The sequence below is a fragment of the Smaragdicoccus niigatensis DSM 44881 = NBRC 103563 genome, from assembly GCF_000380645.1.
Taxonomy (GTDB): Bacteria; Actinomycetota; Actinomycetes; order Mycobacteriales; family Mycobacteriaceae; genus Smaragdicoccus; species Smaragdicoccus niigatensis.
Genome location: NZ_AQXZ01000015.1, coordinates 225,635 through 250,337, shown reverse-complemented (window position 1 = coordinate 250,337; position 24,703 = coordinate 225,635). Strand labels below are relative to the sequence as shown.

Genomic DNA, 24,703 nt, shown 5'->3' with positions numbered 1-24,703 from the left:
CCTAGGACATCGGAGCGCTTGGTGCCGCGCTGCTGAATTTGCGCGTGATTTTTCCCGCGTTTTCGTTGAAGTGGTTCCGGGCACTTTTGATCAACGTGGGCATTCTCGATTCGTGAGGCAGCGACGAAGCGGTTAACCTGCTTTGGGGGAGGGTCTGGTTTGGCGCGCATTTCGGGGGCGAAATCGCTGGCGGTTGCAATTGCAGCCGCCTCGCTGTCGTGGTCCGCAATTGCACTCGTTCAGGCTGCTCCAGCGGTCGATCCGGGCGTGCCGGAAACCTCCTCTACCACGTCCGCGGCGCCAACGACGATCGCGAAGACGTGGCCGCCGCTGGCCGATATCGACATCCCTGAGCTCGGCGAGGTTGCTCCGCCGTTGCCCGCGACGAACACGCGTCCCGTGACGACTTCGACGGTCCCATCGACAACCGCGAACGCCGAAACGAGCACGACCACCAGCATCACGACGACGGAAATCACGCCGCCTCCGAACATGGGCGGCGCCGCCGGCTCCGGCGGCGGAAGGTTCGAAAGTCAAATGGTGCCGGGCACGACGACGTCTGCCCCGAAGACCACCACGCTCGCGCCGGCGACGTCGACCCGGGAACCCCAGAGCGTCGAGATCCCCGGCGCTGGCGGCAACGGGCCGGACCAGCCGTCGGGCTACCAAGGCGGTGGGCTGGTGCCCGCGAATCCGGGCCAGCAAGCCCATGGCCCAGTCGGGCACTCGAGTGCGAACCTCGCCGCGACCGCGAACCCGGTGGCCGCCGCCGGTGGTGTCGCCGGGCTGGGGGCGCTCGGTTTGATGGCCGGACTGATCGCCTACCGCGGTGCGGTGCAGGCACAGCAACGGCGGTCCGCGGCGCGCGCGGCGTTGTTCGGTGCGGGCGGCGGTGTCTGATGAGTAGCGCCGCACGATCGGGCCGCTCGTACCGCAAGGTGGCGGTGGCGGTCGACGCGGTGTGCGATGTTGCGGTCGAACACCGCTGCTTGTCGTTCGACGACGTCGTGAGCGCGGTCGCCGTCGAACGGAAGCGCCCCATCGAGGTAGAGGTCCTGCCGTTGGCGCACGGTGTCTGCGGGCAGCGTCGTCGCTACGACGATCGCGATGTCATCGTGCTGGCCGCCGGACTGCCCGATCGCGCCCGGACTCTCGCGCACGAACTCGGTCACGTCGTATTCGACCACCAGGGGACGCCGACTGCCGAGGCACTCCTTGCCGTCGATCCGGACCTCGTCTCCTACATGCTGAACTCGCGCAAGATGCTCGGCTCGGAAGAGTTCGGTGAGGACGAGCTTGCGGAGTGGGAGGCGGAGACCTTCGCGAGCATGCTGTTGAACCGTCTGCAAGTGCTGGGTGACGGAAGCGACCGAATGGCACGCCTTCGGTTCGACGAGGCGCTTGGATGACACTGTGGCTGGCAGCCGCCGTCGTGTGGTGTGCGGTCGGGGCGCGGATCGGTCGCGTCCTGGTCCGGCAGGCCACCCCTGTCCGGGTCGCGATCGCGATTTCGGTCGGCACCGTCGCGCTGAACACCATGCTGCTGATGCCCGACGTGGCCGGCACCTTCGATCGGCTCGCGGGCTCCGAAGACCTCCGGAAACACGTCGTCGAGGCGTTGTGGGGATTGTTCGCCGCGGCCACCCTGACGATCTCCGAGGCCGCGCACCCGATCCTGCCGAAGAACCGGGTGCGGACTTGGATCTTCTACGTCGTGGCGTTGACGGCGACCGGAGTGGGCTTCGCGATCCATCAACCGCTCGGCTGGGCGGCGGTGGTCGTCGCCGCTGTGTTCGCGGTGGTGGTCGGCGCACGGCACGTCTCCTGGACCGTTCTCGGACGCGGCATCGGGGTTTACACCGCGGGAGTCGTGGGTGCGGCACTGAGTGCGCTGTACGTCGTTCTGAACGGGCACGAACCGTCCGCGGGGCTGATGGCGTCGCACAACCTGCTGATCGCGATCGGCTCGGTGTGGGTTCTCGCCGAAGTATGGATCCGATCGCTCGTCGTGCTCATTCGGATCCGGCGATTGCACGTGGTGTTGACGAAACGTTTCCCGGATGTGCTGACCGAAGACCCCGGGCATAAGACGATTGTCCTGCGGTCGAGCGACCACGTCGCACACATCATGGATGCGATCTATCTGCAGTCCGCGATCTTGGCGGATCTCGGAGTGGTGAGCAGGCGCGTTAATCCACCGCGGAATGCGCGTGAGCGTGCGAGAAGTGTTGTCCGATGGCTGGTCGATCCGTCACTCGCGCCCAATGTCGACACAGAGTGGATCGCTCCGCCGGCGGGCATGTCTGCCCGCCGCTGGGTCGTTTCGCTGGCCGCCGAATTCGACCGACTGGCCAGCGAATCGGGATCTACGGCGTAGCGTCCGGCGGGATCTCCGGGAGACCTTCGCTGGCGCGGAGCTTCTCTGCCATCGCGGTGAGGAGGTTCTGCGACTCCTCGCTGAGGTCGAACGCGCGAGCCGACAAGCGGCGCAGCCCGTAACCCTGCAGTTGCGACAGAAGATCGAGATCGTGGTCGATCTTGGATGCGTAGATGTCGTTGAAGAAATAGTCGGGCTTCACCTTGAAGAACTTCGCCAGCGAAGCGACCGTCTCGTTCGACGGGTTGGTGCGTTGCCCAGAACGTAGCTGGGACAGATATGGCTTCGAGATTGGGTGACCGGCCGCCGTCAGAGCCGCTGCGACTTCGGCGTTTGTATGCGCCTTGCGTCCCGGCGGATGAACGGTCTCGAACAATTTGTTGAGTCGTTCAGCGAAGTCGCTCATTGCTATGCCGCCTCTTCCTCTCGCTGCACTCTGAGGTCCTCACACGTCTGCTCAGGCACATTATCCACCAGTTTGCTGGCGTAGTCGAGCAGGGGGATGCTTATTGTCCATCAAACAGAGGACACAATAATGTGACGTGCGGCTTTGGCTACTGAACCGAGTTGGAGGATTTCGACTTCTCGAGCGCGCCGAGGAAGGCGCGCGCCCAGCGGTCGACGTCGTGTGCGAGGACCTGTCGGCGCAGTGCGCGCATGCGGCTGCGGCCCGTTTCCGGGTCCTGGGTGAGCGCTGATTCAAGAGCGTCTTTGACACTCTCCAGGTCGTGCGGATTACACAGGTAGGAGTGGATCAATTCTGCTGCGGCACCGGCGAATTCGCTCAGTACGAGAGCACCGTGAAGATCGCTGTGGCAGGCGACGTATTCCTTGGCGACGAGGTTCATTCCATCGCGCAGGGGAGTGACCATCATGACGTCCGCAGCGACCATGAAGGCCATCAATTCGCCGCGCGGAATGGGTCGGTGGAGGTAGTGGACGACCGGGTGTCCGACTTGTCCGTACTCACCATTGATGCGACCGACCTGTTGTTCGACATGCCCGCGCAATTCGATGTAGCTCTGCACTCGCTCGCGACTTGGAGTTGCAAGTTGAAGCATCACCGTTCGGTTGGGATCCATTCGGTGTTCAGCAAGGAGCTCGAGCACCGCGTCGAGGCGGACGTCGATGCCCTTGGTGTAGTCCAGACGGTCCACCCCGAGGATGATTTTGTCCGGGTCGCCGAGTTCCTTCCGGATCTGTTGCGCGCGCTCGCGAATGTCCTTGCGTTTGCTCAGCTCGTCAATCTCGTTGGACGCGATCGAAATCGGGAACGCGCCAACCTTGACCGAGCGATTGCCCATCTGGACCTCACCCAGCCGGTTCCGGATGCCGACGGCACCGCGGGATGTTTGCCGGCCGGCGAGGCGCTTGGCGAGGTAGAGGAAGTTCTGCGCACCGCCGACGAGATGGAAGCCGATGAGGTCCGCACCGAGAAGACCCTGGACGATCTCGGTTCGCCACGGCATCTGCATGAACAGCTCGACCGGTGGGAACGGGATGTGCAGGAAGAACCCGATGGTGACATCGGGCCGGAGCATGCGCAGCATCTTGGGAACCAGCTGAAGCTGGTAGTCCTGCACCCAGACGATCGCGCCCTCCGCGGCGACCTTGGCCGTTGCCTCGGCGAACCGCCGGTTGACCTCGACGTATGCCGTCCACCATTCCCGCACGTACTTGGGCTTGACGATGACGTCGTGGTACAGCGGCCACAAGGTGTCGTTGGAGAACCCCTCGTAGTAGTCGAGGACCTCCTGCGCCGACAGCCGCACCGGATGAAGGTCGATACCGCCCTCGATGATCGGTTCCACATCGACATCGGCGACACCCGGCCACCCGATCCAGGCGCCGGAGTTGTGTCGAAGAATCGGCTCGAGAGCCGTCACCAGGCCGCCCGGACTCCGCTTCCACCGAGAGGTCCCATCGGGGAGCTTCTCGAGGTCGACCGGAAGTCGGTTCGCTACGACGACGAAATCCGAGCCGCCGGTCACTAGTCGAGCCTGCTGCTCGGTCCGATTCCCAGCATCGACAGCAGCATCCGGCACTCGTCCGCGTCTGTTGCGTACGCGGCGACCACGCGCTGGGCCTGGCGAGCTGTCTCGTCCGTGACTGGCTGAAGGTCCTCGTCCGAGATCGTTGCCGGTTCGGTGGGTTGGGTCATTGCGCGGATTCTCCTGGTAGGGCGATCGTATTGTCCGACTCTATCTCTACTTGGCGCACCACTTTGTTCTTTGCGGTGGGCGCACATCGCGTCACTGGAGTGGAACACCGTATCGCTTGAGATGAGCACCGTATCTCGTGAGTCGAACACCGTATCGCTCGGCAGAGTGCCCACCCACGAAGCGGTTCACACGCACACGAGGCGCTACGGTGGTTGACAGTCTGCACAGCGACACTGGGGGAGGACTGTCGATGCCGATCGCGACCGTCAACGGAATTCCGATCAACTACACGGTCAAAGGCTCCGGCCAACTCGTCGTGATGATCATGGGAACCGGAAGTCCGGGCCGCGTGTGGGACCTGCACCAGACGCCCGCCCTGGTGAAGGCCGGGTACCGCGTCTGCACCTTCGACAACCGCGGCATCTCGCCGTCGTACGAGGCGGCGCACGGCATGACCATCAATGACCTGGTCGCCGACACCGCGGGCCTCATCAAGCAGCTCGGTGGTCCGGCCTACCTGGTCGGCACGTCCATGGGTGCTCGCGTGGCCGCCGAAGTGGCGCTCGCGCACCCCGAGCTCGTGTCGAAGGCCGTGCTCATGGGTGGGCACGGTCGATTCGACCAGTTCCAGCGCACGCTGTCCGCCGGCGAGCGCGAACTCGACCAGAACGGTGTGAAGCTGCCGGCGAAGTACCAAGCCGCGGTAACCGCGGTGATGAACCTGTCGCCGGCGACGTTGGCGGACGAGCGAGCGGCACGCGATTGGCTCGACATCTTCGAGTTCACGATCGGGGCACCGTCCGCCGGCGTGAAGGCTCAGCGTCGGATGGACCGCGAATTCAACCGGGTGGACGCCTATCGTGGAATCCGGGTTCCTGTGCTCGGGATGGCCTTCGCGGACGACCGGATGATCCCGCCGTATTTGACGGAGGAAGTCGCACAGGCGATTCCGGGTGCGCGCTACGTCTCGATCCCCGACACCGGGCATTACGGCTATCTGGAGAAGCCCGAACTGGTCAACCAGGCCATGCTCGATTTCTTCTCCGCTTCTTAGCCTCCGTACCGGACACCTGCGCGCGATAGCGTAATCTCGATAAGTGCGTGTCCGTGGCCGCCGGTGATGCCGAATGTCCGGACCTGAAGTCTTTGACTGCGATTTGTGAGGTGAGATGAGCACCAACCCGTTTGACGACGCGGACGGCCGGTTCTTCGTGCTGGTCAACGACGAGGAGCAGCACTCGCTGTGGCCGACGTTCGCTGACGTCCCGGCTGGATGGCGTGTGGTCTTCGGCGAGGAAAGCCGCGAGGCCTGCATCAAATACGTCGAGGAGAACTGGACGGACATGCGTCCGAAGAGCCTCCGCGACGCGATGGCAGCCGACGAAGCCGCCCGCTGATCCGATTTCCCTGATTGCCCGGTCCTCACGAGGGCCGGGTAATCGGATTTTCGCCTCCTTAGCTCAGTGGTAGAGCACCGCTCTTGTAAAGCGAAGGTCGTCAGTTCAATCCTGACAGGGGGCTCTGTCGTTCAGATCGAGCATCCGCGCAGACGTGTGAATAGTGCGCGGTACCACGGCTGACGTCCGTCGGTGAGAATGATCGCTCCCCGTAGCCGTGCGCTGATCCGCTCGTGACCGAGGTCGTTCGGATGGAAGTTGTCCGACGTTCCGCCGAACCGGGCGAGCCCGGCCGGTCCACGATTCTCCGGATTGTCGAACAGATCGCTCAGGGGCCGGAATGTGCCGCCGCGGCTCAGGCATTCGGATTCGATAATGCGGTCGTAGTATTGCGCGAATCGCGGTTCGGTCCAGACGCCGAGGCAGACCAGTTGCACCAGCGGCGAGTGCGCGAGAACCGCGTCAAGAAGCTTCGCGTAGTCATTGCGGAAGGTGTCGAGGCTAGACCTGCCGGTGTCGTTCGTGCCCTGCTCAACGACCGCGAGGTCCCAGTTACCGCCGATCGTTCCGAGGTCGATCGTCGATGCGGTGTAGGCGACGGCGCCGACCGCTTTCGCATCGACTGAGTGGACCTTGGTGAATTCCGCGTTCATCCGCTGGCGGAAGCCCTTGTCTGCGGACGATGCATACAACCCGTAGGAGAGACTGTCGCCGATGTACAGAACGCGCAGCGCTCGCCCGTCGGAAAGCGCGACCTTGACACCGCCATCACCTGGGCGCGACGTGCACGGAGTCATCGCCATCGAGGTCACCGTGGCCAAGATGATTGCGGTGACGACGAGGAGCAGGATCCAAGCCCCCCGACGGCGTCCGTCGGGGCCGATGCGCGGCAGCTTGATTGTCACCCTCGGATTCTAGAGACCGGTTGGTTTTGTTTGTAAGCGGATGGCGGACTAACCCCATTCGGGACCAAAGTACCTGGTGAGGGCCTTGGTTCCGACTCGACCAGCCGGAACGTTGCGGCGGCGAGTAGCTTCGGAAGCTACTCAGCTATGGTCGATCCATCAGTCCGACATCTGCAGGAGTCCACATGTTCGCTGTCACCACCGCCACGGTTTCCGCACCGATCGACAAAGTCTGGAGCGTTGTCGCCGACCACGAGGGAATGGCGAAGTGGGGTCCGGGACGCGGGTTGAACGTCACGCTCACCCAGGAGGGGTCGCCCGACCGTAACGGTGTCGGTGCGGTGCGCCGGCTCGCGCCGGCCGTTCCCGGCCCGGCGATCGTCGAGCAGATCACCGTTTTCGAGCCGAACAAGCGCCTGCAGTACAAGGCCCTCGCCGGCGTTCCGCTGAAGGACTACTTCGGCGACATCGAGTTGCACGAGATCCCGAACGGCACCGAGATCGTCTACCGAATTTCCGCGACCGAGCGCGTGAAGGTCGTCGAGCAGCTCGCCTGCAAGGCGATCTCGTTCACGCTGCTGAAGCTGCTCGTGCAGCAGATCAACCGCGGCTAGGGATCCATGGACGTCCATTGCGTGCACCCGATCGGATGCACGCAATGGAAGCCCAGGTCAGGTTTGGCAGTTACGGCGTCGTCGTCTCTTCGACTTCGACCGTCGCGACGACCTTGGGCTTCCGGGCAGCGCTGAGGAGTCGCGCACCCGGGAGCTTTCCAGCCACGTCACTGATCGCGCCGCTGGCGCTGATGAGACCCTTCGAGGCGTCTTGAAGACCTTCGACAGTCTTCCCGAGGTTCTCGATCGCTGGCAGCAACGCGGACAACGTCTGACTGAGCGTCACCAACTGGTCGAGCGCTCCGCCCGGCGTGACGAGCTTGTCGAGCGCGGATTCCTCGGCGACGAGGCGTTCGACGATGCCGTTCTCTTCCAGCAGCTTTTCGGCGATTCCACCGGGGGCGGTGAGCCGCTCGAGAATGCCGCCCCGGACCGTCAGCCGATCGATGAGTCCGCCTGGCTCCAGTGACTGCTCCACCACGCCGCCGGGCTCGAACAGCCGATCGACGGGACCGCCCGGCTGGAGGAGGCGTTCCACCGCACCACCGGGGGAGGTGGCGGCGTCGATCGCTCCACCCCGGCGCATGAGCATGTCCATCGGACCACCCGGGCGCACTATGCGACCGACCGCGCGGTCCTCTTCGAGCAGACTGGCGAGTCGGCCGGCGAGTTCGAGTTGGTTGCCCGCGGGCGGTTCGCCGGTGATCGCACCGACCGAGGCGCCGAGCGCATCGCGGGCGAGTTTGATCGAGCCTTCGGCGATCATCATGGCTGAGTCGGCGACCGAGACCGCGGCCTTCAGCGGTGTTAAAGCAATCGACGTGATGTTCACAGCGAGGACTCCGGGTTAGTCGAAGTGGATGGAGATTTCGGGGCGGGTCGCGTTGTTGGGTTGGTCGAGTGGGTGCGGCAGCGGCGCGGGTTCCGGAGAGACGGGGTTCGAACTGCTCAGCGTGACTTCCAATGCCAGGGGAGTGCGCATATCCGAGATCGGACTCCAGTTGTTGGCATGCACGTGCGCGACCCTGAGGTTGGTCGCGGCGATGAAGTCCCGAACGCGCGGGACATGCAGGTCATAGTCGTGGAACTCGATCGCCAGCGAAGACAACCGGTCGACGTACTTCACCAGGTCGTCGAGAAGGCGGTACTCCCAGCCCTCGATGTCGATTTTGAGGAACACCGAGGTCTCGGAGCGATCATCGAAAATCTCGCGCAGCGTCGTCGAACCCTCTGCGCCTGCGAAGCCGACCATCAGCGGGTGGTGTCTGCGGTCCTTCTGGAAGAAGCGACGGTACGTCCGCAGCGCGTTGACACTCGAGGTGAGCTGACGTCGATCCCCGGCCAACGCGAACTTGGCGATCCGCCGGGCGTAGATCCGCGGCGAGACACTGCCGTCGTAGGCGTCGAGCGGCACCGGGTTCATCGTCAGGAAGTCGTTCTCAAACGACCAGTCATCGTTGATGCCGAGTGAGATCAGTGCCGTCGACGCCAGGACATCACGACGATCGACGAGGTAGCCGCCGTCGTGATTGCGCCCGAGTCGAACGAGGTCGTATGTCCCAGCAGGCTTGAGAAATCGCTCCAGATTCGCGCTGGCTTCGCCGCTCAATTGAGTCCTCGACCTTTCCGCTTCCCGCATGGTGGCCCTGAGTGTAGGCGGGCCGATGCGCCGACGGGCAGCTTTACGGAGTGCACGTCAGGATCGTCGTGGACTCCTGGTACTTCGAAATCCGGACCGTCACATCGATCGTCCACTGCCCCTTGTTTCGCAACGTCAGCGGCGCGGTGAATTCGCCGCTGGACTGCGCGGTCACCGGCACGTTGAGCGGTCCGATACCCGCCGTTGTCATCTGCGCGGTGATGGTGGGAGCCTCCACTTGCGCTCCTTGGACCATCACGGTGACGGTGTTCTCGCCGATTCGGCATGGTGCGATTGCGGCGTGGATCAGGACGCCGTTCTCCTGCTTCATCACCATGAGCTGCTGGACGGGCAGCGTCGGATTCAGGTGGACGAGCACCCCGGTCAGCGCCGCGACGACAAACAACACAGCGCTTTCACTACGCAGCCGCGCCGAACTCGGAGTGCTGAGGCGTTGTCGGTTGACGTACGCGATGGCGACCGCCACGGCAACGAGTGCGACCTTGGCGAGGAGCACTTGGCCGTATCCGGTGTGGAACAGGGCGTCCCACGACCCGACGATGCGCCACCCGAGGATGAGGCCGGTGGTCACGAGGGCGGCGAGGAGCCACGCCGCAATCCGCGAGAAACGGCTGATCACATCAGCGATTTCAGGTCGGCGGAACAGCACGACGAGTCCGATCAATCCGCCGATCCACGCGCTGACCGCGAGCACATGGATGAGGTCGGCGCCGATGACGAGGATCGGCGGCTCGAAGGTTCGCGAGTGGCCCATCGCGGGCAGCGAGGCCAGGCCCGCGACCGCACCGGCGATGCGAATGCAGCGGTTGCGGAACACCGTTGCGACGGTCGTGCCGGCGATTCCGAGCACCGCCATCGCTCCGGCACCGGACCGGATACCCGAGGTCCACGGTTCCATGGCGAACAGACCCGACAGGCCCGTGCCATCGGCATCGAGTTCGAATGCCGGCAGGCCGATGACCAATCCGACTGCCGCTGTTGCCGCCGCGGCGAGGCCGATCCGGCGAAGGCGATCGTCGGACACCTCGCGGGCGACCCAAGCCTGGAACAACGCCAATCCGCAGGAGACCAGAAGGCCGAGGTAGGCCAGGGCCTGGGCTATCCGAATGAGCCAGGTGACGCCTGGATGGTCGATCTCGGCGACCGCGTTTGTGGTGCTGGCGTGGCCGATCGAGAACGTCAACGCGCCGCCGATCGGGTGGCCGTCGTCGGAGATGACGCGCCAGCTGACGATGTACGAACCCTCCGCGAGGCCGGGCGGCAGCGTCGCGTGGACGATGGCGTCGACCGTACGCGCTGGGAGTTCCTGCGGCCTGCCGGTGCTGACGATGCTCACTTCCCGCACCGTGACCGGTTCGTTGAAAGTCAGCGTGACGTCTTCGGGTTCGGACGTGACGACCTCGCCGTCACCCGGGCTCGTGGACAGGAGGACCGCGTGCGCCGAGGCGGGTGCTGCTGCTCCGAGGAACAGCAGCACCCACATCACCAGTGCCGCGGAGGCACGTTTCATTCCTTCCGGCTGCGGACAGCCGCGAAGAGTCCGAGAGCCGCGCCGATTGCACCGAGTCCCAGGCCGACGAACGCGATGTCACGCGTTCCGCTGTCGGTCGAGGTAGCCGTCGATGCCGTGCTGCCCTCTGCCTCGGCGGCGGTGAGCGTGATCGTCGGAGCCGGGTGGGCAAGTGCCTCCGGGTCCTGGCCCGGTGCCGGGGTCTCGATCCAGCTGGTCTCGCCGACCTCACAGGTCTGGATGACCGGGAAGACGAGCTTGTCGCCGGCCTTGCCTTCCGGCAGCTTCACCGAGAGTTCGAACGTGTCGCGGTAGCCATCCGGCAGCGGCGCGTTCGCGGTGTAGACGACTTCGCTGACCCGCTCGTTGATGGTCTTGCCGTGTCCGATGTCGACCGGCTTCGGGAGCGGGGTCATGACCTTGTTGATCGTCCAGTTGTAGCCGATCGTCGCGCTCACCGTCGGAATCGATTCGGGCATCTGGACGGAGACCTTGGTGGTGCCCGAGCCGTCGCAACCGTGCGGAACGCTGAACTTGAGGACGGCGTAGCCGCCGGACGCGGTGGTATCCGGCGTGACGGTGACGTGCGCGGACGCGAGGGGCGCGGTCACCACGAGGAGACCGCCGGCGAGCGCGAGAGAGCGCGTGAAAATACGCATGGGTTTTCAAGCCTTTCAAAATGCCTGCTTGCGCGCAGGAGAAGGGACCGGTCCAATCGGGACCGGTCGGTGTCAGACGAAGGCAGGAAACAGCGGAGGACCGCGCCGCGAGAGAGCACCCGACGCGGGCCGAGAAGCCGGTACGGGACGGGCGAAAAAGATTGGTGCGCAGACGTGTTCGACGTCGAGCGCGATGCGTGCCGCGACTCGTACGTCGCGCGTCACCCATCGCCACAGCGTCCACAGCAATTGGTCGCCATACGCGACGACCAGCGCGGTCAGAAAGGCAGCGGTGAGGTGACCCGCGGTCATGCCGGAGCTGCTCGCGTGCTCGGCCATGTGGTCCATCGGATCGGTGCACCACGGCGGACACCATTCGGCGATCGAGTGGAATCCGAATTGCGCCAAGCTCAGAACGCCGAATGTGGCGAGGAGGTTCGTCCGAGTGAACGTCACCGCGTAGGACGCGCCCAACGCCACCACAGTGGCGGGGAGGAAGGCCCAGGACTCGGGCTCGTGGCCGCCCGCCAGGACGTGGGACGCGGCCGCAAGCGAGATCATCACCGAAGCGAGCACAGCGGTGCGCGCAAGGCGCACGAGGCCCGACCCCGGTGAGGACATGGGCGCCAGATTAGTCGCTGAGGTGCGGCTCTGTGCCGACAGTCTCCGGCTTCGACCGTCCGAAGGCTCCCATGAGCCACTTCGCGGGCAACTTGGCGACCGCCTCGGCGATCGGCACGACCGTTGTGCGCAGCACGGCCGTCGTCTCCTGCAACACCTCGACACTGCGGTTCAGACGTTCGACGCTCGGCGCCACATGCGCGACGGTTTCAGACAGGCTGACCAGCTGATCGATCGGTCCGTCGACGGCGACGAGCCGTTCGATGACACCGCGTTCGCGAACGAGAACTTCGAGGATGCCGTCCTTCTCGACCACCCGGTCGATGACACCGCCTGGCTCGCTGAGGCGGTCGACGGCCCCACCAGGCGCGGTCAACCGGTCGACGAGCCCGTCTTTCTCGAGCAGGCGCTCGATGGCACCACCGTCGGCCATTAGTCGGTCGAGGAGCCCGTCGTGGGCGGTGAGGCGATCGAGGGCGCCACCGGGAGCGGTCAACCGGTCCGCGACACCACCCGGCTCGAGCATGCGTTCCACCGGTCCGCCCGGACGGAACGCCTGGACGAGAGTCCGGTTGTTTTCGAGCATCCCCATGAACCGCACGAACGCTTCGACCTGTGGTGTTCCGCCCGACGGGGCTCCGGCGTGCAGCGTCTTGGCGGCCTGGTTCGTCGTGACACGAGCGACGCCGATCGATGTCTCGGCCAGGACCAACGCGGAGTCGGCGGCGGCAAAAGCGGCCTTGACCGGCCCGGAAACGAGCGAGCTGACGTCCATGCGACTCACTGTACTGCCGAGGTACAGGCTGTCCCTTTCTTAAGGTCGTGTCTGGAAATCCGGCCGGATTTCCAGACACGACCTAGTTCACAGGAACTTTGCAGGTTTGTCGCAGGTATCCGGCAGGGCTGTGATGCACGGTGGACAGGTGAGCAACTCGATCGACCAAACCCCGAAGACACGCATCCTCGTTGTCGACGACGAAGAGATGATCGCGGAGCTGCTGTCGGTGAGCCTGCGCTTCCAGGGATTCGACGTCGCGACCGCGTCGAGCGGCATGGAGGGTCTCGACAAGGCGAAGACCTTCCGGCCGGATGCGCTCGTCGTCGACGTGATGATGCCGGGCATGGACGGCTTCGGTCTCCTGCGGCGCCTGCGTGCCGACGGCATCGACGCTCCTGTTCTGTTCCTCACCGCCCGCGACGATGTGGCGGACAAGATCACCGGCCTCACGCTCGGCGCGGATGACTACGTGACGAAGCCCTTCAGTCTCGAAGAGGTCGTCGCTCGTCTCCGCGTCATCCTGCGCCGCTCCGGCCGAACCACCGAAGAGCAGAAGCCCGGTCGCATCGCCTTCGCCGACATCGAACTCGACGACGACACCCACGAAGTGTGGAAGTCGGGAGAGCCGGTGTCGCTGTCGCCGACCGAGTTCACCCTGCTGCGCTACTTCATGGTCAACGCCGGCAAGGTGCTGTCGAAGCCGCGCATCCTGGACCACGTTTGGCGCTACGACTTCGGCGGCGAGGTCGGCGTTGTGGAGTCCTACGTTTCGTACCTGCGCCGGAAGGTCGATACCGGCGACCGGCGATTGATCCACACCTTGCGGGGCGTGGGTTACGTCATGCGCGAACCGCGGTGATTACGGTGGCTCCGTGATCAAAGGAGTCCCGCTACGGGTGACGCTCGTAGTGGCTCTCGTCGTGCTGTCGGGACTGGGACTCCTGCTGTCCGGGGTCGCGGTCACGTCCGCGATCGAGCAATCGCTCATCAGTCGTGTCGACGAGCAACTTCAGGGCGCGCTGCGCGGCTGGGCGAACCCGAACAGCACACATCGTCCGCCGCCCGCCGACGACAACGGTCTCGGCCCACGACGTCCGCCGAGCGACTTCTTCGTCGAAGTTCAGGACAGCACAACGGGCTACGTGTTCCGGATCAACGACATCGGCGGTTCGACCCCGGAGCTTCCGGCCGATCTGCCGGACCGCCCCACGACCGTCGGTTCCACTGATCACGGCGACGCGCAGTGGCGAATCCTGAGCGAAACCACCGCAACCGGCACGACGATCGTCGGCCTGCGGCTGCGGGAAACCGCGGAGACCGTCGATCGACTCGTGGCGCTCGAAATCGGGATCGGAGCGCTGGTGCTGGCGACGCTCGCCGTCGCTTCGCACTTCGTCATCCGCCGCAGCCTCCGGCCACTCGTCCAGGTCGAACACACCGCCGCCGAGATCGCCGCCGGAGACCTGCACAGTCGGGTCCCGCTCACGAGCGACCGCACGGAGATCGGTCGATTGGCCGCCGCCATCAACGGCATGCTCCACCAGATTCAGGTCGCGTTCGCCAAGACTGAAGCGTCCGAGGAGGCTGCTCGCCGGTCCGAGGAGAAGATGCGGCGCTTCATCGCGGATGCGAGTCACGAACTTCGAACTCCGTTGACGACCATCCGCGGCTTCTCCGAGCTCTACCGTCAGGGCGCGAGCTCGGACATGCCGATGCTGATGAACCGCATCGAGACGCAAGCCAACCGGATGAGCGATCTTGTCGAGGACTTGATGATGCTCGCGCGATTGGATGCCTCGCGGCCAATCGAGCAGGAGCCGGTCGACCTGATCGCCCTCACGACCGAATTGGTCGGCGAGCTTGCGCTGACTGCCCCTGATCGAACGATCGAGCTGCACGTCCCGGCCGGCGATGCGGAAGTCATCGGCGACGCCAGCAAGCTTCGTCAGGTGTTGGTGAACCTGATTCGGAATGCGTTGGTGCACACCACCGACGACGTCCGCGTTTCGGTCCGGACTGCGGACGAGCGCGTGTACGTCGACATTGCCGACAACGGGCCCGGAATGACGCCCGAGGATGCGGCGCACGTGTTCGAGCGCTTCTACCGCACCGACACTTCGCGAACGCGAGACAGCGGTGGCACGGGCCTCGGTTTGTCTATCGTTTCCGCGCTCGTGACGGCCCACGGTGGCCAGGTGACGGTGCAGACGGCGCCCGGTGAAGGCTGCGTGTTCACCGTCGACCTGCCGGCTGCGGTGTACGCGGACGATTCCGAATAGCAACGCGCCCATTTGTTGAAGGCTTGATCGCATGCGCGGTCTTGGGGTACTCAAGACCTGTGGCCCCACCAGAGACGGTGATTCATCTACAGACCCCGGCTTCGGCGCAACAGTTGCCGGTCATCCGCGCGGTCGCGAGCACCGTGGGGATGTCGGTCGACCTCGACCTCGATGTCATCTCCGACATTCAACTCGCGATCGACGAGGCCTGTACGCAACTGCTTCGCCGCTGCATCAACGGCGCCGTGCTGCACTCGACGTTCGAAGCGTTGGGCAACGGACTGCGGGTGACCGTGGCCGCGGCGCCGGTGCGATCGTCGGTGGTCCGCGACAAGTCGTTCGGCTGGGACATTCTCGACACGGTGACCGACAGCATCGAACTCAACGTTCTCGATTCCGCAGTCCTGGCGCTGTGGTCGTCGTCTGATCAGCCCGTTGGCTCCATCAGCTTCACCAAACTCGCACCGAAAAAATAGGTGTTTGATCCGCTTTGCGTGGGTAACACATTCTCGGGACAACCAATGTGGGTATGGACTGGAGGTGCGCTCATCATGACGACGGCCCTGAAGCCTCAGGTGAAGACAACGACGTATGTGACGGTCCATCCGGTGTCGGACGACGCCGTCACCTACAACGACGTGGACCCGCTGTTGGTCCGCTTGGCGGCTCTCCCCGAGGATGACCCGGATCGAGAGTTGTTGCGACGCAGGATCATCGAAATCTGCCTACCGCTGGCCCGGCACATCGCACTGCGCTTCAAGGGGCGTGGGGAATCCATGGAGGACCTCGAGCAGGTCGCCCGGATCGGACTGCTGCAGTCCGTCAACCGCTTCGATCCCGACCACGGCGCGAGCTTCATGTCCTATGCCGTTCCGACGATGATGGGCGAGGTCCGACGGTTCTTCCGCGATCGCAGTTGGTCGCTTTCCGTCCCGCGCTCGGCGAAGGAGAATCACCTCCGGATCGGTCCCGTGGCCGACGAGTTGACCGCGAAACTGGGTCGCGCGCCGAAGATTAGCGAACTCGCCACTGAAATGAACCTCGACCGTCAGGCGGTGACCGACGCCCTTCTCGCCGGCTACGCCTATACGACCGAATCGATCGATACGCCCGCGGCAGGTGGGTCCAACGAAGACCGGCCGATCGCCGACCGGATCGCCGCCGAGGAAACCGGATACGAGTACGTCGAGCAGGCGCTGAGCGTGAAACCTCTCCTCGCTCAGCTTCCGCCGGACGATCTGGCGATCCTTCGGATGCGATTCTTCGACGAGATGACCCAATCGCAAATTGCACAGCGTCTGGGTTGTTCGCAGATGCAGGTGTCGCGCAAACTCGCCCGGACGCTGGCGTTTCTGCGCGAACACGCCGACGCCACCTGATCAGTCCATCGCGGGGCGAAGGGCCTCCACGGCCTGCGGCAGCGTGGGCACCACCGTGAGGACATCGGTCAAGTTTGTGATCGCGAGCGGCCGAATAACCGCACGCGCCGCCGCCACAATGACGAGGGCGCGGCCAAGTCGGTCCTGTGTGCGGACGAGGCTCTCCACACCGGCCGAGGCCAGGAAGTCCACGTCAGACAGATCCAGGACGAGTGCTCGCGGGTCGCGGGCGAGGACCGTCTCCAGTGTGGAATCGAGCGTCGGAACTGTTCCGATGTCGACCGCGCCGGCGACCGTCACGAAAGTGATTCCGTCATCGATGCTGTGCATGACGGTGAGTGAGTTTGTTGATTGCAACGGGGCCATCCATATCAGTCGCACGTGAGTGTTGGTGGCGACTGACAACCTGCTGGTCGAGGACCGGCGGAGGAGAATCGGGAGTTCACACAGCCCCGCGTTTCGCGCAGGCGCAATCGCCTGGCTGTGTGTTCAACCGAGTTCCATGATACCTGATCGCCGAGGGGCGGTCAGCTCGGGAAAAGCCAGGTCAGCGAAGCGTTTTCCGATGCTGGTCGACCACCCGGCGGGCGACCTCCGCCAACTTGATGTTCGTCCGCTGTGACGCGCTCTTCAGCAATTCGAACGCCTGCTCGTCGTCGATACCGTGGATCGACATCAAGAGGCCGATCGCCTTACCGATCTCGCGGCTATGGGTCAGCCCGCCGAGCAGCGAGTCAGACTTCTCCTTGTGGGTCCGCGCCGAGACCAGGATCGACGCGAAGGCCGCGACGATGACGGCTTGGTCCATCGCGGCCGAATCGAACGCATTCACGCGGTCGGCGAACAGATTCAACGCGCCGGTCTTGGCGGAGTCCGTCCGAATCCGGAACGCCATCGCCGAACGGACGGGCGTCGAGGCGAGGACCGCTTTGGACAGTTCCGGCCATTGGCTGGGGGCGGACAAGTCGTTCTCGAGTTGCACCGACTCGTCCTCGATCGCGTCGACGCACGGCCCCTGTTCGAGTTGACGTTCAAACTGATCGACGGTCAAGGCCACGTCATCGCTGGCCGCCGCGGTGAAGTACCGCCCGCTCTCGCGCATCATCAGGCTGGCATGGTCGCAGCCCGGGATCAGCATCGTCGCGGCGACGCACAACGCCGACGTGATGTCGTCGAAGCTCTCGTGCTCGTACAGAACCTGGGCGAGATTCTGCAAAACCGTCGCCGGGTCGGCCGCCGGCGGGTCCTGGCTAGTCACGCTTAGCGGAATACCCGAGGGATCGGTCATTCAGACGCTTCCGCGTAGCCGAGCTCGGTGAGCGCGGCGCGGATCTTCGCAGCCGCGTCCTTGCGGGACTCGGCGGTCGCGTTCGTGTCGGCGTTGCTGATGTTGAAGTCGCCGAGGTGGAACGCCGGGAAGACGTGAACGTGCAGGTGGGGGACCTCGAGCCCGGCGATGAGCAGGCCCGCTCGCGGTGCGTCGAAAGCCTGGCGGCACGCCTTTCCGATGGCCTGTGCCACTCGAGTGAGCTTGGCGAACACCTCACCGTCGACGTCTTGCCACTGGTCGATCTCGGCGCGGGGAACGACGAGCACATGCCCCGTGGTGACCGGTGCGATCGTCATGAATCCGACGAATTCGTCATCCTTCCAGACGAAGTCTCCCGGGATCTGACCGGCGATGATTGCGCTGAATACGGAAGCCATGCATTTGAAGCTACCTGCCAGCTTTCCTACAGGGCGGGCGGAGGCTGTCTCGCCATCGTTGTGTTCATGACCACACGCACCGTTCCCGCGGAACCGCCCACGGTTTCCGGTCCGACCGAGCCAGCCGAGCTCGGTGACGATCGGAATCGGTGGGGGACCCTGCCCGTTCTGGACGTCGTTATCCCCGTCTACAACGAACAGTCCGACCTCGAGCCCTGCGTTCGCCGGCTGCACGCGTACCTCCGCAACGAAGTGCCGTATCCGGCGCGAATCACGATCGCGGACAACGCGAGTACCGATGGCACGCTCTTCGTCGCTCGGCGCCTCAAGGCCGAATTCGACAATGTCGAGGTCGTCCACCTCGAGATGAAGGGCCGGGGACGGGCTCTTCGTGCCGCCTGGCTTGCGTCGCCGGCCAAGGTCGTCGCGTACATGGACGTCGATCTCTCGACCGGCCTCGACGCGCTCATGCCGCTCGTCGCACCGCTGATCTCGGGTCATTCCGACGTCGCGATCGGAACGCGTCTCAACCGTCGGTCGCGGGTCGTGCGCGGACCCAAACGTGAGTTCATTTCGCGCGGCTACAACCTGCTTCTGCACACCGCGCTCCAGGCCCGGTTCTCGGACGCACAATGCGGGTTCAAGGCCGTGCGGTCCGACGTCGTTCGCGAGCTGCTGCCCCTCATCGAGGACGGCGAGTGGTTCTTCGATACCGAACTGCTCGTGCTCGCCGAGCGCGCCGGCCTGCGCATTCACGAGGTCCCGGTGGACTGGGTCGACGATCCGGACAGCCGGGTCGACATCGGCGACACCATCAAGAAGGACCTCAAGGGTGTCTGGCGGCTGAGCAAGGCGCTGATCACCGGACGACTGCCGATCGCGAAATTGCGCGAGGCCATGGGCCGCGAGCCGCTCGTCGCCGGCGTCCCCGAAGGCATGCCGGCGCAGGCACTCCGATTCGGCATCATCGGGGTGTTCAGCACCGTTGCTTACGCACTCTTCTACCTCGCGCTGCAGCCGATGTTCGGTGCTCAGATCGCGAATTTCCTCTCGTTGCTCATCACGGCGATCTTCAACACGGCCGCCAACCGCGCGTTCACCTTCGGGGTCCGCGGGTCGGACGGGCTCGCCAAACACCATCTGCAAGGGCTCGCGATCTTCGGTTTCGGACTCGCGATCACCTCGGGCGCACTGTTCGGGCTGCATCATTACCTGCCGTCCGCCACTCGAGAGGTCGAGCTCATCGTTCTCGTCGCCGCCAACCTGATCGCGACGATCACGCGGTTCATCGGCCTGCGGTGGGTTTTCGCCGGAGGATCTGAATGAGCACGTTGGTGCTGGATCGACCGAGTCCTGAGGCGCAGGCTTCGCCTCCGGATCGAAAGCAACCCTGGGAGCCAGCGCTCCTCGGCATTCTTCTGGTCGGTACCGCGGGTTTGTATCTGTGGGCGCTCGGCGAATCGGGCTGGGCGAACTCGTTCTACTCCGCCGCAGTACAGGCCGGATCGGTGTCGTGGAAGGCGTTCTTCTTCGGCTCCTCGGACGCGGCGAACTCGATCACCGTCGACAAACCCCCGGCATCGCTGTGGCTGATGGCGCTGTCGGTGCGCGCCTTCGGCCTCAGCAGCTGGAGCATCTTGGTGCCACAAGCACTGCTCGGCGTCGCATCGGTCGCCCTCACCTGGGCGACCGTGCGCCGCTACTTCGGTGCGGCTGCCGGACTTCTCGCGGGCCTCGTGCTGGCTCTCACGCCGGTCGCGGTGCTGATGTTCCGTTTCAACAATCCGGACGCGCTGCTCGTGTTCCTCATGATCGCGGCGGTGTGGGCGATGCTGCGCGCCGTCGAGGACGGCCGGACGAAGTGGTTGCTCCTGTGTGGCGTCTTCGTCGGATTCGGCTTCCTCACCAAGCAGTTGCAGGTCCTGCTCGTGGTCCCGCCGCTTGCGCTCACGTACCTCATCGCGGGTCCGCCGAAGCTCGGCAAGCGCATCGTTCAGCTGTTCCCTGCGGGCGGCGCGATGATCGCGTCGGCCGGGTGGTGGATTGCCGCGGTCGAGCTGTGGCCAGCCTCGGACCGGCCGTATATCGGTGGGTCCCAGACGAACTCGATCCTGGAACTCACTCTTGGGTACAACGGGCTCGGCCGGCTGACCGGAAATGAGAAGGGCAGCGTCGGCCCCGGCAGCATGGGCCGTGAGGCGTTCGGTGGCCAGTTACCCGCGGGGTTCGAGGCGTTCGGAGGACCCGGGGGAAGGGGAGGCGGCATGGGCTGGGGCGAGACCGGCATCTGGCGGCTTTTTGAGCCGGCCCAGGGCGGTCAGATCGCCTGGCTCATGCCCGCCGCCCTCCTTCTTCTGGTGGTCGGACTCGTGCTCCGGGGCCGTGCTCCGCGCACTGACCTGCGCCGAGCGGCGCTCGTCCTCTTTGGTTCCTGGCTGCTGGTGACCGCGCTCGTCTTCAGCTTCATGGCCGGCATCTTCCACGCGTACTACACGGTTGCGCTGGCGCCCGCGGTGGCGGCGCTCGTCGGTGCGGGCGGAGTACTCGCCTGGCAGCATCGCAATCGAGTCTGGGTGCGAATCGCGCTGGCGCTCACGGTGTTCACCACTGCGATCACGTCATGGGTACTGCTCAGTCGGTCCGCCGACTTCGCGCCCTGGGTCAAGTGGGTCGTGGTGATCGCCGGACTGTTGGCGGCCACCGGCGTGTTGGTCCCGGCGCGGCGCACCGCCGTCGCGGTCGCGGTCGCCAGTGTCGTGACGGCTCTGGCCGGACCGACCGCCTACGCCGCGGAAACCGTCGTCACTCCGCATGAGGGTTCGATCGTTTCGGCCGGTCCTCGCGTCGAAGGCGAGTTTGGTCCGGGCGGCATGGGTGGCGGCTTCCGAATGCGTGATGGCAGTGGCCGCCGGGGTATGACGCCCCCGCAGGGGATGGTGTTCGGCGGACCCGGCGGATTCCTTGGCGGCTTCCCGGGTGCCGGCGAACGCGGATTCGGCATGGGTGGTGCGGCGGGAGGACTCCTGAATGGAAGCCGTCCATCCGCCGCACTGACGGCCCTCCTCGAGGAGGACGGCGAACACTACACCTGGGTCGCGGCGACGATCGGCTCGAACAGTGCGTCGGGATACCAACTGGCGACTCAACTGCCGGTCATGCCGATCGGTGGTTTCAACGGCAGCGATCCGTCGCCGACGCTGGCCCAGTTCAAGCAGTACGTCACTGACAAGAAAATTCACTATTTCCTCGGTGGCGGAGGTTTCGGGGGTGGTCTGGGTGGGAACTCGGACATCACGTCGTGGGTCGAAGCCAACTTCACCTCGACAACTGTCGACGGCGTCACCGTGTACGACCTGACGAGTCCGAAAGCGTGAAATCGGGACTGCCCCGCACCTGCGATCGCGGTGCGGGGCAGTCGTCTGTCCTGTCCAGGTGCCTCGAGGCGACGACCATGGACACCCGTGGCAGAGTGTCCGCCATGACCGCCGAAGAGAACGTCGCTCTGTACCGACGCTGGCTCGACGAGATCTGGACCAAGGGCAATTACCACGTTGCGCTGGAGATTCTCGCCGAGGATCTGATCGACCACACGCCGATCAAGGGGCAGCCGACTGGCTGGACCGGAGACATCTGGCGGCAACCCAGATCCGGACCGCCTTCCCGGACATGACGTTCGTCGCGGACGTCGTGTTCGCCGACGACGAGCACGTGACCGGCCGGTGGACCATGACCGCGACGAACACCGGTCCGCTGAAGCTCTTCGGCATTCCGCCGACAGGCCGCCCGGTCACGATGGGCGGGCAGGAGATCTTCAAGGTGCGCGACGGCCGGCTCGCCGAAGTGTGGCATTCCGAAGACGTGCCGTCGATGCTCGAGCAGCTGAAGCTGGGTCCGCCACCGCCGCTCATTCTCAAAGCTTCCGCGTACCTGAGCGCCTTGCTGTTCCGCCGCGAGCAGCGCCAAGCCTAATCCTCTTCGATTCGCATTCAGTGAATTCACAGCGTGCGAAGGTGACACTCTGCATCCGACGACGGGGAGCAGTGGCATGAAGGTGCTCGGCAGGAACATCGAGCTGAATCCGCGGCGGTGGGGTCTGCGGGTTCAGTCGGCGCTCATCGTTGCCATCGTCGTGGCCGCGACCGTTCTCGTCTACGCGACTGGATTCGTCCTCATGATGTACGAGTCGCTGACGCGGGCCGCAAATGAGGCGGCGAATACTCGTGCGGACCAGGTTGTTGCGCAATTCCGTACCGAACCACCCGGCCGCCTTGATGTCGGGGTCTTCACGACTGACTCGAACATCGTCGCGGTGCAGGTCGTCGACGATCGCGGAGTCGTCGTTCAGGCTTCGCAGGGGAGTCCCACGACGCCGCTGACGGACCGGCGATACCAAGGACCGCCGGATCGATCCGAAGGATCGCGTCCCGACCGGCCGTTTCGCGACCTTCGTCTGACCACCGAGACGGTGATGTACGAGGGCCGCAGCTACCGGATCATCGTGGCGACGAGCTACGGCGCCATCCACGGCACGGCCGAGCTCGCCGCGACCCTCGCCGCGATCGGAAGTCCGTTGGTCGTCGCGTTCGCCTGCCTCGCCACGTACCTCGTCATCGGTAGATCATTGCGTTCGGTCGAGCGGATCCGCGACCGCGTTGCCTCCATCAGCAGCTCGAAACTGTCGGGGAGGGTTCCGGTACCCGAAGCGAAGGACGAGATCGCGGCCCTCGCACGGACGATGAACGAGATGCTCGCGCGCCTCGAGGCCGCCCACCGCGCCCAGCAGCGATTCGTCAGCGATGCCTCGCATGAACTGCGCAGCCCGTTGTCAACGATCACCGCGGCGCTCGAGGTCGGGGCGATCCATCCGGAGTTGCTCGATGCCGAGCTCGTGCAGACGACTCTCATTCCCGAGTCCGAGCGGATGCGGCGTCTCATCGAGGACCTGCTGTTGCTCGCCCGCGCGGATGAACATGGAATCCCGCTCCACCTCGTCGATGTCGATCTCGACGGGTTGGTGGAGGACGAGGTGCGGAGAGCGCAAACCGTCACGACGAAATCGGTCGTGATCTCGGTCCAGCCGATTCAGATCCAGGCGGATCCGGCGCAGCTTGGGCGCGCGATCCGGAACGTCATCGACAACGCGATCAAGTACGCGTCGGAGACCGTCACGATCAACCTCGTTGGCGAGCAGGGTCGAGCCCACCTGACGATCGCGGACGACGGACCGGGCGTTCCGGAGGCGGAACAGGCCCGGGTATTCGACCGTTTCTACCGCGTCGGCGACGACCGAGGGCGGGGGAGCGGCGGTTCTGGACTGGGCCTGGCGATTACCGCGGAGATCATCGCCGCGCACCGCGGCCGCATTCGCCTCGAGGGCGGATCCGCGGGTGCGATCGTCCACATCGAACTACCCCTGACCAGCTGAAACTCTCTTTCAGCGGTTTCACAGCGGCACCTCGGCAGACTGCATACAACAGTCATTTCGCCGACGAAGGGCCGCAGCACGATGGACAACGAACCAGAGAACACGCAGGAGATCCCCGCCGCTGAACCGGCAAAGCCGTCGTTTCGTCAGCGTGCCCACGATTTCCGTCAGCGCGCCCAGGGGCGATGGTCGACGACGTCGGATCGGACGCGTCTGATCGCGATCATCGCGACGGGCTTGTTCATCTTCGTGGTGGGATTCGGCAGCGGACTCGCCGTCGATGGCGGCCGCGGCCACGGCTACGGACACAGGGGTGGTGGCTGGTGCGATAACGAGCGGACTTACCGTCACCATCATCAGCGTTGGGACTGCCCGCCGAATACGACCGCGCCGACGACCACGGCACCGGCGACCACCACGCCGACCACCACCACGACCGCGCCGACGACGACTCCGGCCCCGGCTCCGGCGCCGTAACCGAGGTGGCCGGCCATGTGGCACTCCGTCATCAATCCCGTACTTCGAATCTTCACGCGATTCGATCGTCGTGAGGAGGAGTTGGTCGACGTCGTCACGACGTCGACCACCCCGGGTGACCTCGACGCCGTGATCGACGCGATCGACGATTTCGCGCGAAATCGCAAGTGGCTCATGAACGTCGGCGACGAGAAGGGTGCAATTCTCGACGCTGCGATCGTCCGTTCCCAGCCGCGGCTGTTGCTCGAACTCGGGACCTACATGGGCTATAGCGCATTGCGCACGGCCCGGGTCATGCCGGATCAGGCTCGGCTGTTCACCCTCGAAGTCGACCCGGTGCGCGCGGCGATGGCGCAGAAGATCCTCGCGCACGCCGGCGTCGCGGACCGGGTGACCGTCGTCGTCGCGGGGTTGGGGGACGCGATGAATGACCTCGGATTCGAGACAGGTTCCGTCGACTTCGTCTTTGTCGATCACCGGAAGGATCTCTACCTCCCGGACTTGCAACGGCTCGAAAGGTCGGGCTGGCTGCACCCCGGATCGGTCGTCGTCGCCGACAATGTGAAGTACCCGGGCGCACCGGAATACCGCAAGTATCTGAGGCAGGCAGAGGGGCGAACGTGGCGAACCGTCACCCATCACTGTCACGCTGAATATCAGTCGGTGATCCGGGACATCGTGCTGGAATCACAGTTCCTCGGATAGTTCTGCTCGGATGGTTCTGCTCAGGTAATTCGCTGCCAAGAAGGGTGC

30 protein-coding genes and 1 tRNA gene are annotated in these 24,703 nt (G+C 64.8%); 18 read left to right on the top strand and 13 right to left on the bottom strand.

Going from position 1 to position 24,703, the window contains the following annotated elements:
- Positions 1-159: 159 nt before the first annotated feature.
- Genes F600_RS31595 through F600_RS27675 form a run of 3 tightly spaced genes read left to right on the top strand, consistent with a single transcriptional unit; the run spans position 160 to position 2,377 of the window.
- Positions 160-900, top strand: coding sequence for a hypothetical protein (locus F600_RS31595; protein WP_156024507.1), 741 nt, complete (start codon positions 160-162; stop codon positions 898-900).
- Positions 900-1,409 carry an ImmA/IrrE family metallo-endopeptidase gene (locus F600_RS0109825; protein WP_018160441.1) on the top strand — a complete coding sequence of 170 codons (510 nt, stop codon included), beginning with the start codon at positions 900-902 and terminating at the stop codon, positions 1,407-1,409. Before F600_RS31595 ends, F600_RS0109825 begins: the two co-directional genes overlap by 1 nt.
- The gene (locus tag F600_RS27675) at positions 1,406-2,377 is read left to right on the top strand and encodes a hypothetical protein (protein ID WP_018160440.1); all 972 of its coding nucleotides are present in this window, start codon (positions 1,406-1,408) and stop codon (positions 2,375-2,377) included. Before F600_RS0109825 ends, F600_RS27675 begins: the two co-directional genes overlap by 4 nt.
- On the opposite strand, the gene F600_RS0109815 is transcribed toward F600_RS27675, so the two are convergent.
- From F600_RS0109815 to F600_RS32000, 3 genes are all read right to left on the bottom strand, one after another.
- Positions 2,367-2,783: a helix-turn-helix domain-containing protein gene (locus F600_RS0109815; RefSeq protein WP_018160439.1), complete on the bottom strand. Its 417-nt coding sequence runs from the start codon at positions 2,781-2,783 to the stop codon at positions 2,367-2,369. The genes F600_RS27675 and F600_RS0109815 overlap by 11 nt on opposite strands.
- A 148-nt stretch (positions 2,784-2,931) precedes the next feature.
- Positions 2,932-4,368: an alpha,alpha-trehalose-phosphate synthase (UDP-forming) gene (locus F600_RS0109810; protein ID WP_018160438.1), complete on the bottom strand. Its 1,437-nt coding sequence runs from the start codon at positions 4,366-4,368 to the stop codon at positions 2,932-2,934.
- Positions 4,368-4,538: a hypothetical protein gene (locus tag F600_RS32000; RefSeq protein ID WP_018160437.1), complete on the bottom strand. Its 171-nt coding sequence runs from the start codon at positions 4,536-4,538 to the stop codon at positions 4,368-4,370. Before F600_RS32000 ends, F600_RS0109810 begins: the two co-directional genes overlap by 1 nt.
- A 251-nt stretch (positions 4,539-4,789) precedes the next feature.
- On the opposite strand from F600_RS32000, the gene F600_RS0109800 reads away from it, so the two are divergent.
- From F600_RS0109800 to F600_RS0109790, 3 genes are all read left to right on the top strand, one after another.
- Positions 4,790-5,593, top strand: a complete 804-nt coding sequence (locus F600_RS0109800) for an alpha/beta fold hydrolase (RefSeq protein WP_018160436.1) — start codon at positions 4,790-4,792, stop codon at positions 5,591-5,593.
- Positions 5,594-5,708: 115 nt separating this feature from the next.
- Positions 5,709-5,936, top strand: a complete 228-nt coding sequence (locus F600_RS0109795; protein WP_018160435.1) for an MbtH family protein — start codon at positions 5,709-5,711, stop codon at positions 5,934-5,936.
- 52 nt (positions 5,937-5,988) lie between these two features.
- Positions 5,989-6,060: transfer RNA gene (locus tag F600_RS0109790), tRNA-Thr, on the top strand.
- Positions 6,061-6,067: 7 nt separating this feature from the next.
- On the opposite strand, the gene F600_RS0109785 is transcribed toward F600_RS0109790, so the two are convergent.
- The gene (locus F600_RS0109785) at positions 6,068-6,841 is read right to left on the bottom strand and encodes an SGNH/GDSL hydrolase family protein (protein WP_018160434.1); all 774 of its coding nucleotides are present in this window, start codon (positions 6,839-6,841) and stop codon (positions 6,068-6,070) included.
- Between the two features lie 185 nt (positions 6,842-7,026).
- On the opposite strand from F600_RS0109785, the gene F600_RS0109780 reads away from it, so the two are divergent.
- On the top strand, positions 7,027-7,455 hold the full coding sequence (locus F600_RS0109780) for an SRPBCC family protein (protein WP_018160433.1): 429 nt from the start codon (positions 7,027-7,029) through the stop codon (positions 7,453-7,455).
- Between the two features lie 70 nt (positions 7,456-7,525).
- Here the strand turns inward: F600_RS0109780 and F600_RS27670 are convergent, their stop codons facing one another.
- The 6 genes from F600_RS27670 to F600_RS0109750 all read right to left on the bottom strand — a co-directional run bounded on the left by F600_RS27670 (position 7,526) and on the right by F600_RS0109750 (position 12,680).
- Positions 7,526-8,287, bottom strand: coding sequence for a hypothetical protein (locus F600_RS27670; RefSeq protein WP_018160432.1), 762 nt, complete (start codon positions 8,285-8,287; stop codon positions 7,526-7,528).
- Positions 8,288-8,302: 15 nt separating this feature from the next.
- Complete coding sequence (locus F600_RS27665; protein ID WP_018160431.1) at positions 8,303-9,064, bottom strand: class I SAM-dependent methyltransferase; 762 nt, start codon at positions 9,062-9,064, stop codon at positions 8,303-8,305.
- Between the two features lie 73 nt (positions 9,065-9,137).
- Positions 9,138-10,625, bottom strand: coding sequence for a copper resistance CopC/CopD family protein (locus tag F600_RS0109765; protein ID WP_018160430.1), 1,488 nt, complete (start codon positions 10,623-10,625; stop codon positions 9,138-9,140).
- Complete coding sequence (locus tag F600_RS0109760; RefSeq protein ID WP_018160429.1) at positions 10,622-11,284, bottom strand: YcnI family copper-binding membrane protein; 663 nt, start codon at positions 11,282-11,284, stop codon at positions 10,622-10,624. The genes F600_RS0109765 and F600_RS0109760 overlap by 4 nt, the downstream gene beginning before the upstream one ends.
- A 72-nt stretch (positions 11,285-11,356) precedes the next feature.
- Complete coding sequence (locus tag F600_RS0109755; protein ID WP_018160428.1) at positions 11,357-11,905, bottom strand: hypothetical protein; 549 nt, start codon at positions 11,903-11,905, stop codon at positions 11,357-11,359.
- 10 nt (positions 11,906-11,915) lie between these two features.
- Positions 11,916-12,680, bottom strand: coding sequence for a hypothetical protein (locus tag F600_RS0109750; protein WP_018160427.1), 765 nt, complete (start codon positions 12,678-12,680; stop codon positions 11,916-11,918).
- A gap of 133 nt (positions 12,681-12,813) precedes the next feature.
- On the opposite strand from F600_RS0109750, the gene F600_RS0109745 reads away from it, so the two are divergent.
- From F600_RS0109745 to F600_RS0109730, 4 genes are all read left to right on the top strand, one after another.
- Positions 12,814-13,542: a response regulator transcription factor gene (locus F600_RS0109745; RefSeq protein WP_018160426.1), complete on the top strand. Its 729-nt coding sequence runs from the start codon at positions 12,814-12,816 to the stop codon at positions 13,540-13,542.
- A gap of 37 nt (positions 13,543-13,579) precedes the next feature.
- Complete coding sequence (locus F600_RS0109740; protein ID WP_281168295.1) at positions 13,580-14,962, top strand: sensor histidine kinase; 1,383 nt, start codon at positions 13,580-13,582, stop codon at positions 14,960-14,962.
- 59 nt (positions 14,963-15,021) lie between these two features.
- A complete protein-coding gene (locus F600_RS27660; protein WP_018160424.1) occupies positions 15,022-15,438 on the top strand; it encodes an ATP-binding protein in 417 nt (138 codons plus the stop codon).
- A gap of 75 nt (positions 15,439-15,513) precedes the next feature.
- Positions 15,514-16,341: a SigB/SigF/SigG family RNA polymerase sigma factor gene (locus F600_RS0109730; RefSeq protein WP_156024506.1), complete on the top strand. Its 828-nt coding sequence runs from the start codon at positions 15,514-15,516 to the stop codon at positions 16,339-16,341.
- Here the strand turns inward: F600_RS0109730 and F600_RS0109725 are convergent, their stop codons facing one another.
- From F600_RS0109725 to F600_RS0109715, 3 genes are all read right to left on the bottom strand, one after another.
- Entirely contained in the window at positions 16,342-16,671 is a 330-nt protein-coding gene (locus F600_RS0109725) for an STAS domain-containing protein (RefSeq protein WP_018160422.1), read from the bottom strand. It abuts the gene before it with no gap.
- A gap of 217 nt (positions 16,672-16,888) precedes the next feature.
- On the bottom strand, positions 16,889-17,599 hold the full coding sequence (locus F600_RS0109720) for a GAF and ANTAR domain-containing protein (RefSeq protein ID WP_018160421.1): 711 nt from the start codon (positions 17,597-17,599) through the stop codon (positions 16,889-16,891).
- A gap of 26 nt (positions 17,600-17,625) precedes the next feature.
- A complete protein-coding gene (locus F600_RS0109715) occupies positions 17,626-18,048 on the bottom strand; it encodes an HIT family protein (RefSeq protein ID WP_018160420.1) in 423 nt (140 codons plus the stop codon).
- 66 nt (positions 18,049-18,114) lie between these two features.
- On the opposite strand from F600_RS0109715, the gene F600_RS0109710 reads away from it, so the two are divergent.
- The 7 genes from F600_RS0109710 to F600_RS0109685 all read left to right on the top strand — a co-directional run bounded on the left by F600_RS0109710 (position 18,115) and on the right by F600_RS0109685 (position 24,655).
- On the top strand, positions 18,115-19,374 hold the full coding sequence (locus tag F600_RS0109710) for a bifunctional glycosyltransferase family 2/GtrA family protein (RefSeq protein WP_081628794.1): 1,260 nt from the start codon (positions 18,115-18,117) through the stop codon (positions 19,372-19,374).
- Entirely contained in the window at positions 19,371-21,422 is a 2,052-nt protein-coding gene (locus tag F600_RS0109705) for a glycosyltransferase family 39 protein (RefSeq protein WP_018160418.1), read from the top strand. The genes F600_RS0109710 and F600_RS0109705 overlap by 4 nt, the downstream gene beginning before the upstream one ends.
- Before the next feature lie 104 nt (positions 21,423-21,526).
- Positions 21,527-21,718: a nuclear transport factor 2 family protein gene (locus tag F600_RS32365; protein ID WP_156024505.1), complete on the top strand. Its 192-nt coding sequence runs from the start codon at positions 21,527-21,529 to the stop codon at positions 21,716-21,718.
- Positions 21,715-22,017 carry an ester cyclase gene (locus F600_RS32360; RefSeq protein WP_018160416.1) on the top strand — a complete coding sequence of 101 codons (303 nt, stop codon included), beginning with the start codon at positions 21,715-21,717 and terminating at the stop codon, positions 22,015-22,017. The genes F600_RS32365 and F600_RS32360 overlap by 4 nt, the downstream gene beginning before the upstream one ends.
- Positions 22,018-22,093: 76 nt before the next feature.
- Positions 22,094-23,473 (top strand): sensor histidine kinase, encoded by a 1,380-nt coding sequence (locus tag F600_RS0109695; protein ID WP_018160415.1) that lies wholly within the window; start codon positions 22,094-22,096, stop codon positions 23,471-23,473.
- Positions 23,474-23,554: 81 nt separating this feature from the next.
- Positions 23,555-23,950 (top strand): hypothetical protein, encoded by a 396-nt coding sequence (locus F600_RS0109690; RefSeq protein ID WP_018160414.1) that lies wholly within the window; start codon positions 23,555-23,557, stop codon positions 23,948-23,950.
- A gap of 15 nt (positions 23,951-23,965) precedes the next feature.
- Positions 23,966-24,655: an O-methyltransferase gene (locus F600_RS0109685; protein WP_018160413.1), complete on the top strand. Its 690-nt coding sequence runs from the start codon at positions 23,966-23,968 to the stop codon at positions 24,653-24,655.
- Positions 24,656-24,703: the final 48 nt, after the last annotated feature.

What these genes read in the sequence shown, in the direction of transcription:
- F600_RS0109745 (WP_018160426.1), top strand. Translation starts at nt 12,814, where the DNA reads ATGCACGGTGGACAGGTGAGCAACTCGATCGACCAAACCCCGAAGACA.
- F600_RS0109730 (WP_156024506.1), top strand. Translation starts at nt 15,514, where the DNA reads ATGACGACGGCCCTGAAGCCTCAGGTGAAGACAACGACGTATGTGACG.
- F600_RS0109825 (WP_018160441.1), top strand. Translation starts at nt 900, where the DNA reads ATGAGTAGCGCCGCACGATCGGGCCGCTCGTACCGCAAGGTGGCGGTG.
- F600_RS0109780 (WP_018160433.1), top strand. Translation starts at nt 7,027, where the DNA reads ATGTTCGCTGTCACCACCGCCACGGTTTCCGCACCGATCGACAAAGTC.
- F600_RS0109815 (WP_018160439.1), bottom strand. Translation starts at nt 2,783, where the DNA reads ATGAGCGACTTCGCTGAACGACTCAACAAATTGTTCGAGACCGTTCAT.
- F600_RS27675 (WP_018160440.1), top strand. Translation starts at nt 1,406, where the DNA reads ATGACACTGTGGCTGGCAGCCGCCGTCGTGTGGTGTGCGGTCGGGGCG.
- F600_RS0109705 (WP_018160418.1), top strand. Translation starts at nt 19,371, where the DNA reads ATGAGCACGTTGGTGCTGGATCGACCGAGTCCTGAGGCGCAGGCTTCG.
- F600_RS0109685 (WP_018160413.1), top strand. Translation starts at nt 23,966, where the DNA reads ATGTGGCACTCCGTCATCAATCCCGTACTTCGAATCTTCACGCGATTC.
- F600_RS0109695 (WP_018160415.1), top strand. Translation starts at nt 22,094, where the DNA reads ATGAAGGTGCTCGGCAGGAACATCGAGCTGAATCCGCGGCGGTGGGGT.
- F600_RS32365 (WP_156024505.1), top strand. Translation starts at nt 21,527, where the DNA reads ATGACCGCCGAAGAGAACGTCGCTCTGTACCGACGCTGGCTCGACGAG.
- F600_RS0109715 (WP_018160420.1), bottom strand. Translation starts at nt 18,048, where the DNA reads ATGGCTTCCGTATTCAGCGCAATCATCGCCGGTCAGATCCCGGGAGAC.
- F600_RS0109725 (WP_018160422.1), bottom strand. Translation starts at nt 16,671, where the DNA reads ATGCACAGCATCGATGACGGAATCACTTTCGTGACGGTCGCCGGCGCG.
- F600_RS0109690 (WP_018160414.1), top strand. Translation starts at nt 23,555, where the DNA reads ATGGACAACGAACCAGAGAACACGCAGGAGATCCCCGCCGCTGAACCG.
- F600_RS0109755 (WP_018160428.1), bottom strand. Translation starts at nt 11,905, where the DNA reads ATGTCCTCACCGGGGTCGGGCCTCGTGCGCCTTGCGCGCACCGCTGTG.
- F600_RS32360 (WP_018160416.1), top strand. Translation starts at nt 21,715, where the DNA reads ATGACGTTCGTCGCGGACGTCGTGTTCGCCGACGACGAGCACGTGACC.
- F600_RS0109765 (WP_018160430.1), bottom strand. Translation starts at nt 10,625, where the DNA reads ATGAAACGTGCCTCCGCGGCACTGGTGATGTGGGTGCTGCTGTTCCTC.
- F600_RS0109795 (WP_018160435.1), top strand. Translation starts at nt 5,709, where the DNA reads ATGAGCACCAACCCGTTTGACGACGCGGACGGCCGGTTCTTCGTGCTG.
- F600_RS0109710 (WP_081628794.1), top strand. Translation starts at nt 18,115, where the DNA reads ATGACCACACGCACCGTTCCCGCGGAACCGCCCACGGTTTCCGGTCCG.
- F600_RS0109750 (WP_018160427.1), bottom strand. Translation starts at nt 12,680, where the DNA reads ATGGACGTCAGCTCGCTCGTTTCCGGGCCGGTCAAGGCCGCTTTTGCC.
- F600_RS0109800 (WP_018160436.1), top strand. Translation starts at nt 4,790, where the DNA reads ATGCCGATCGCGACCGTCAACGGAATTCCGATCAACTACACGGTCAAA.
- F600_RS32000 (WP_018160437.1), bottom strand. Translation starts at nt 4,538, where the DNA reads ATGACCCAACCCACCGAACCGGCAACGATCTCGGACGAGGACCTTCAG.
- F600_RS0109760 (WP_018160429.1), bottom strand. Translation starts at nt 11,284, where the DNA reads ATGCGTATTTTCACGCGCTCTCTCGCGCTCGCCGGCGGTCTCCTCGTG.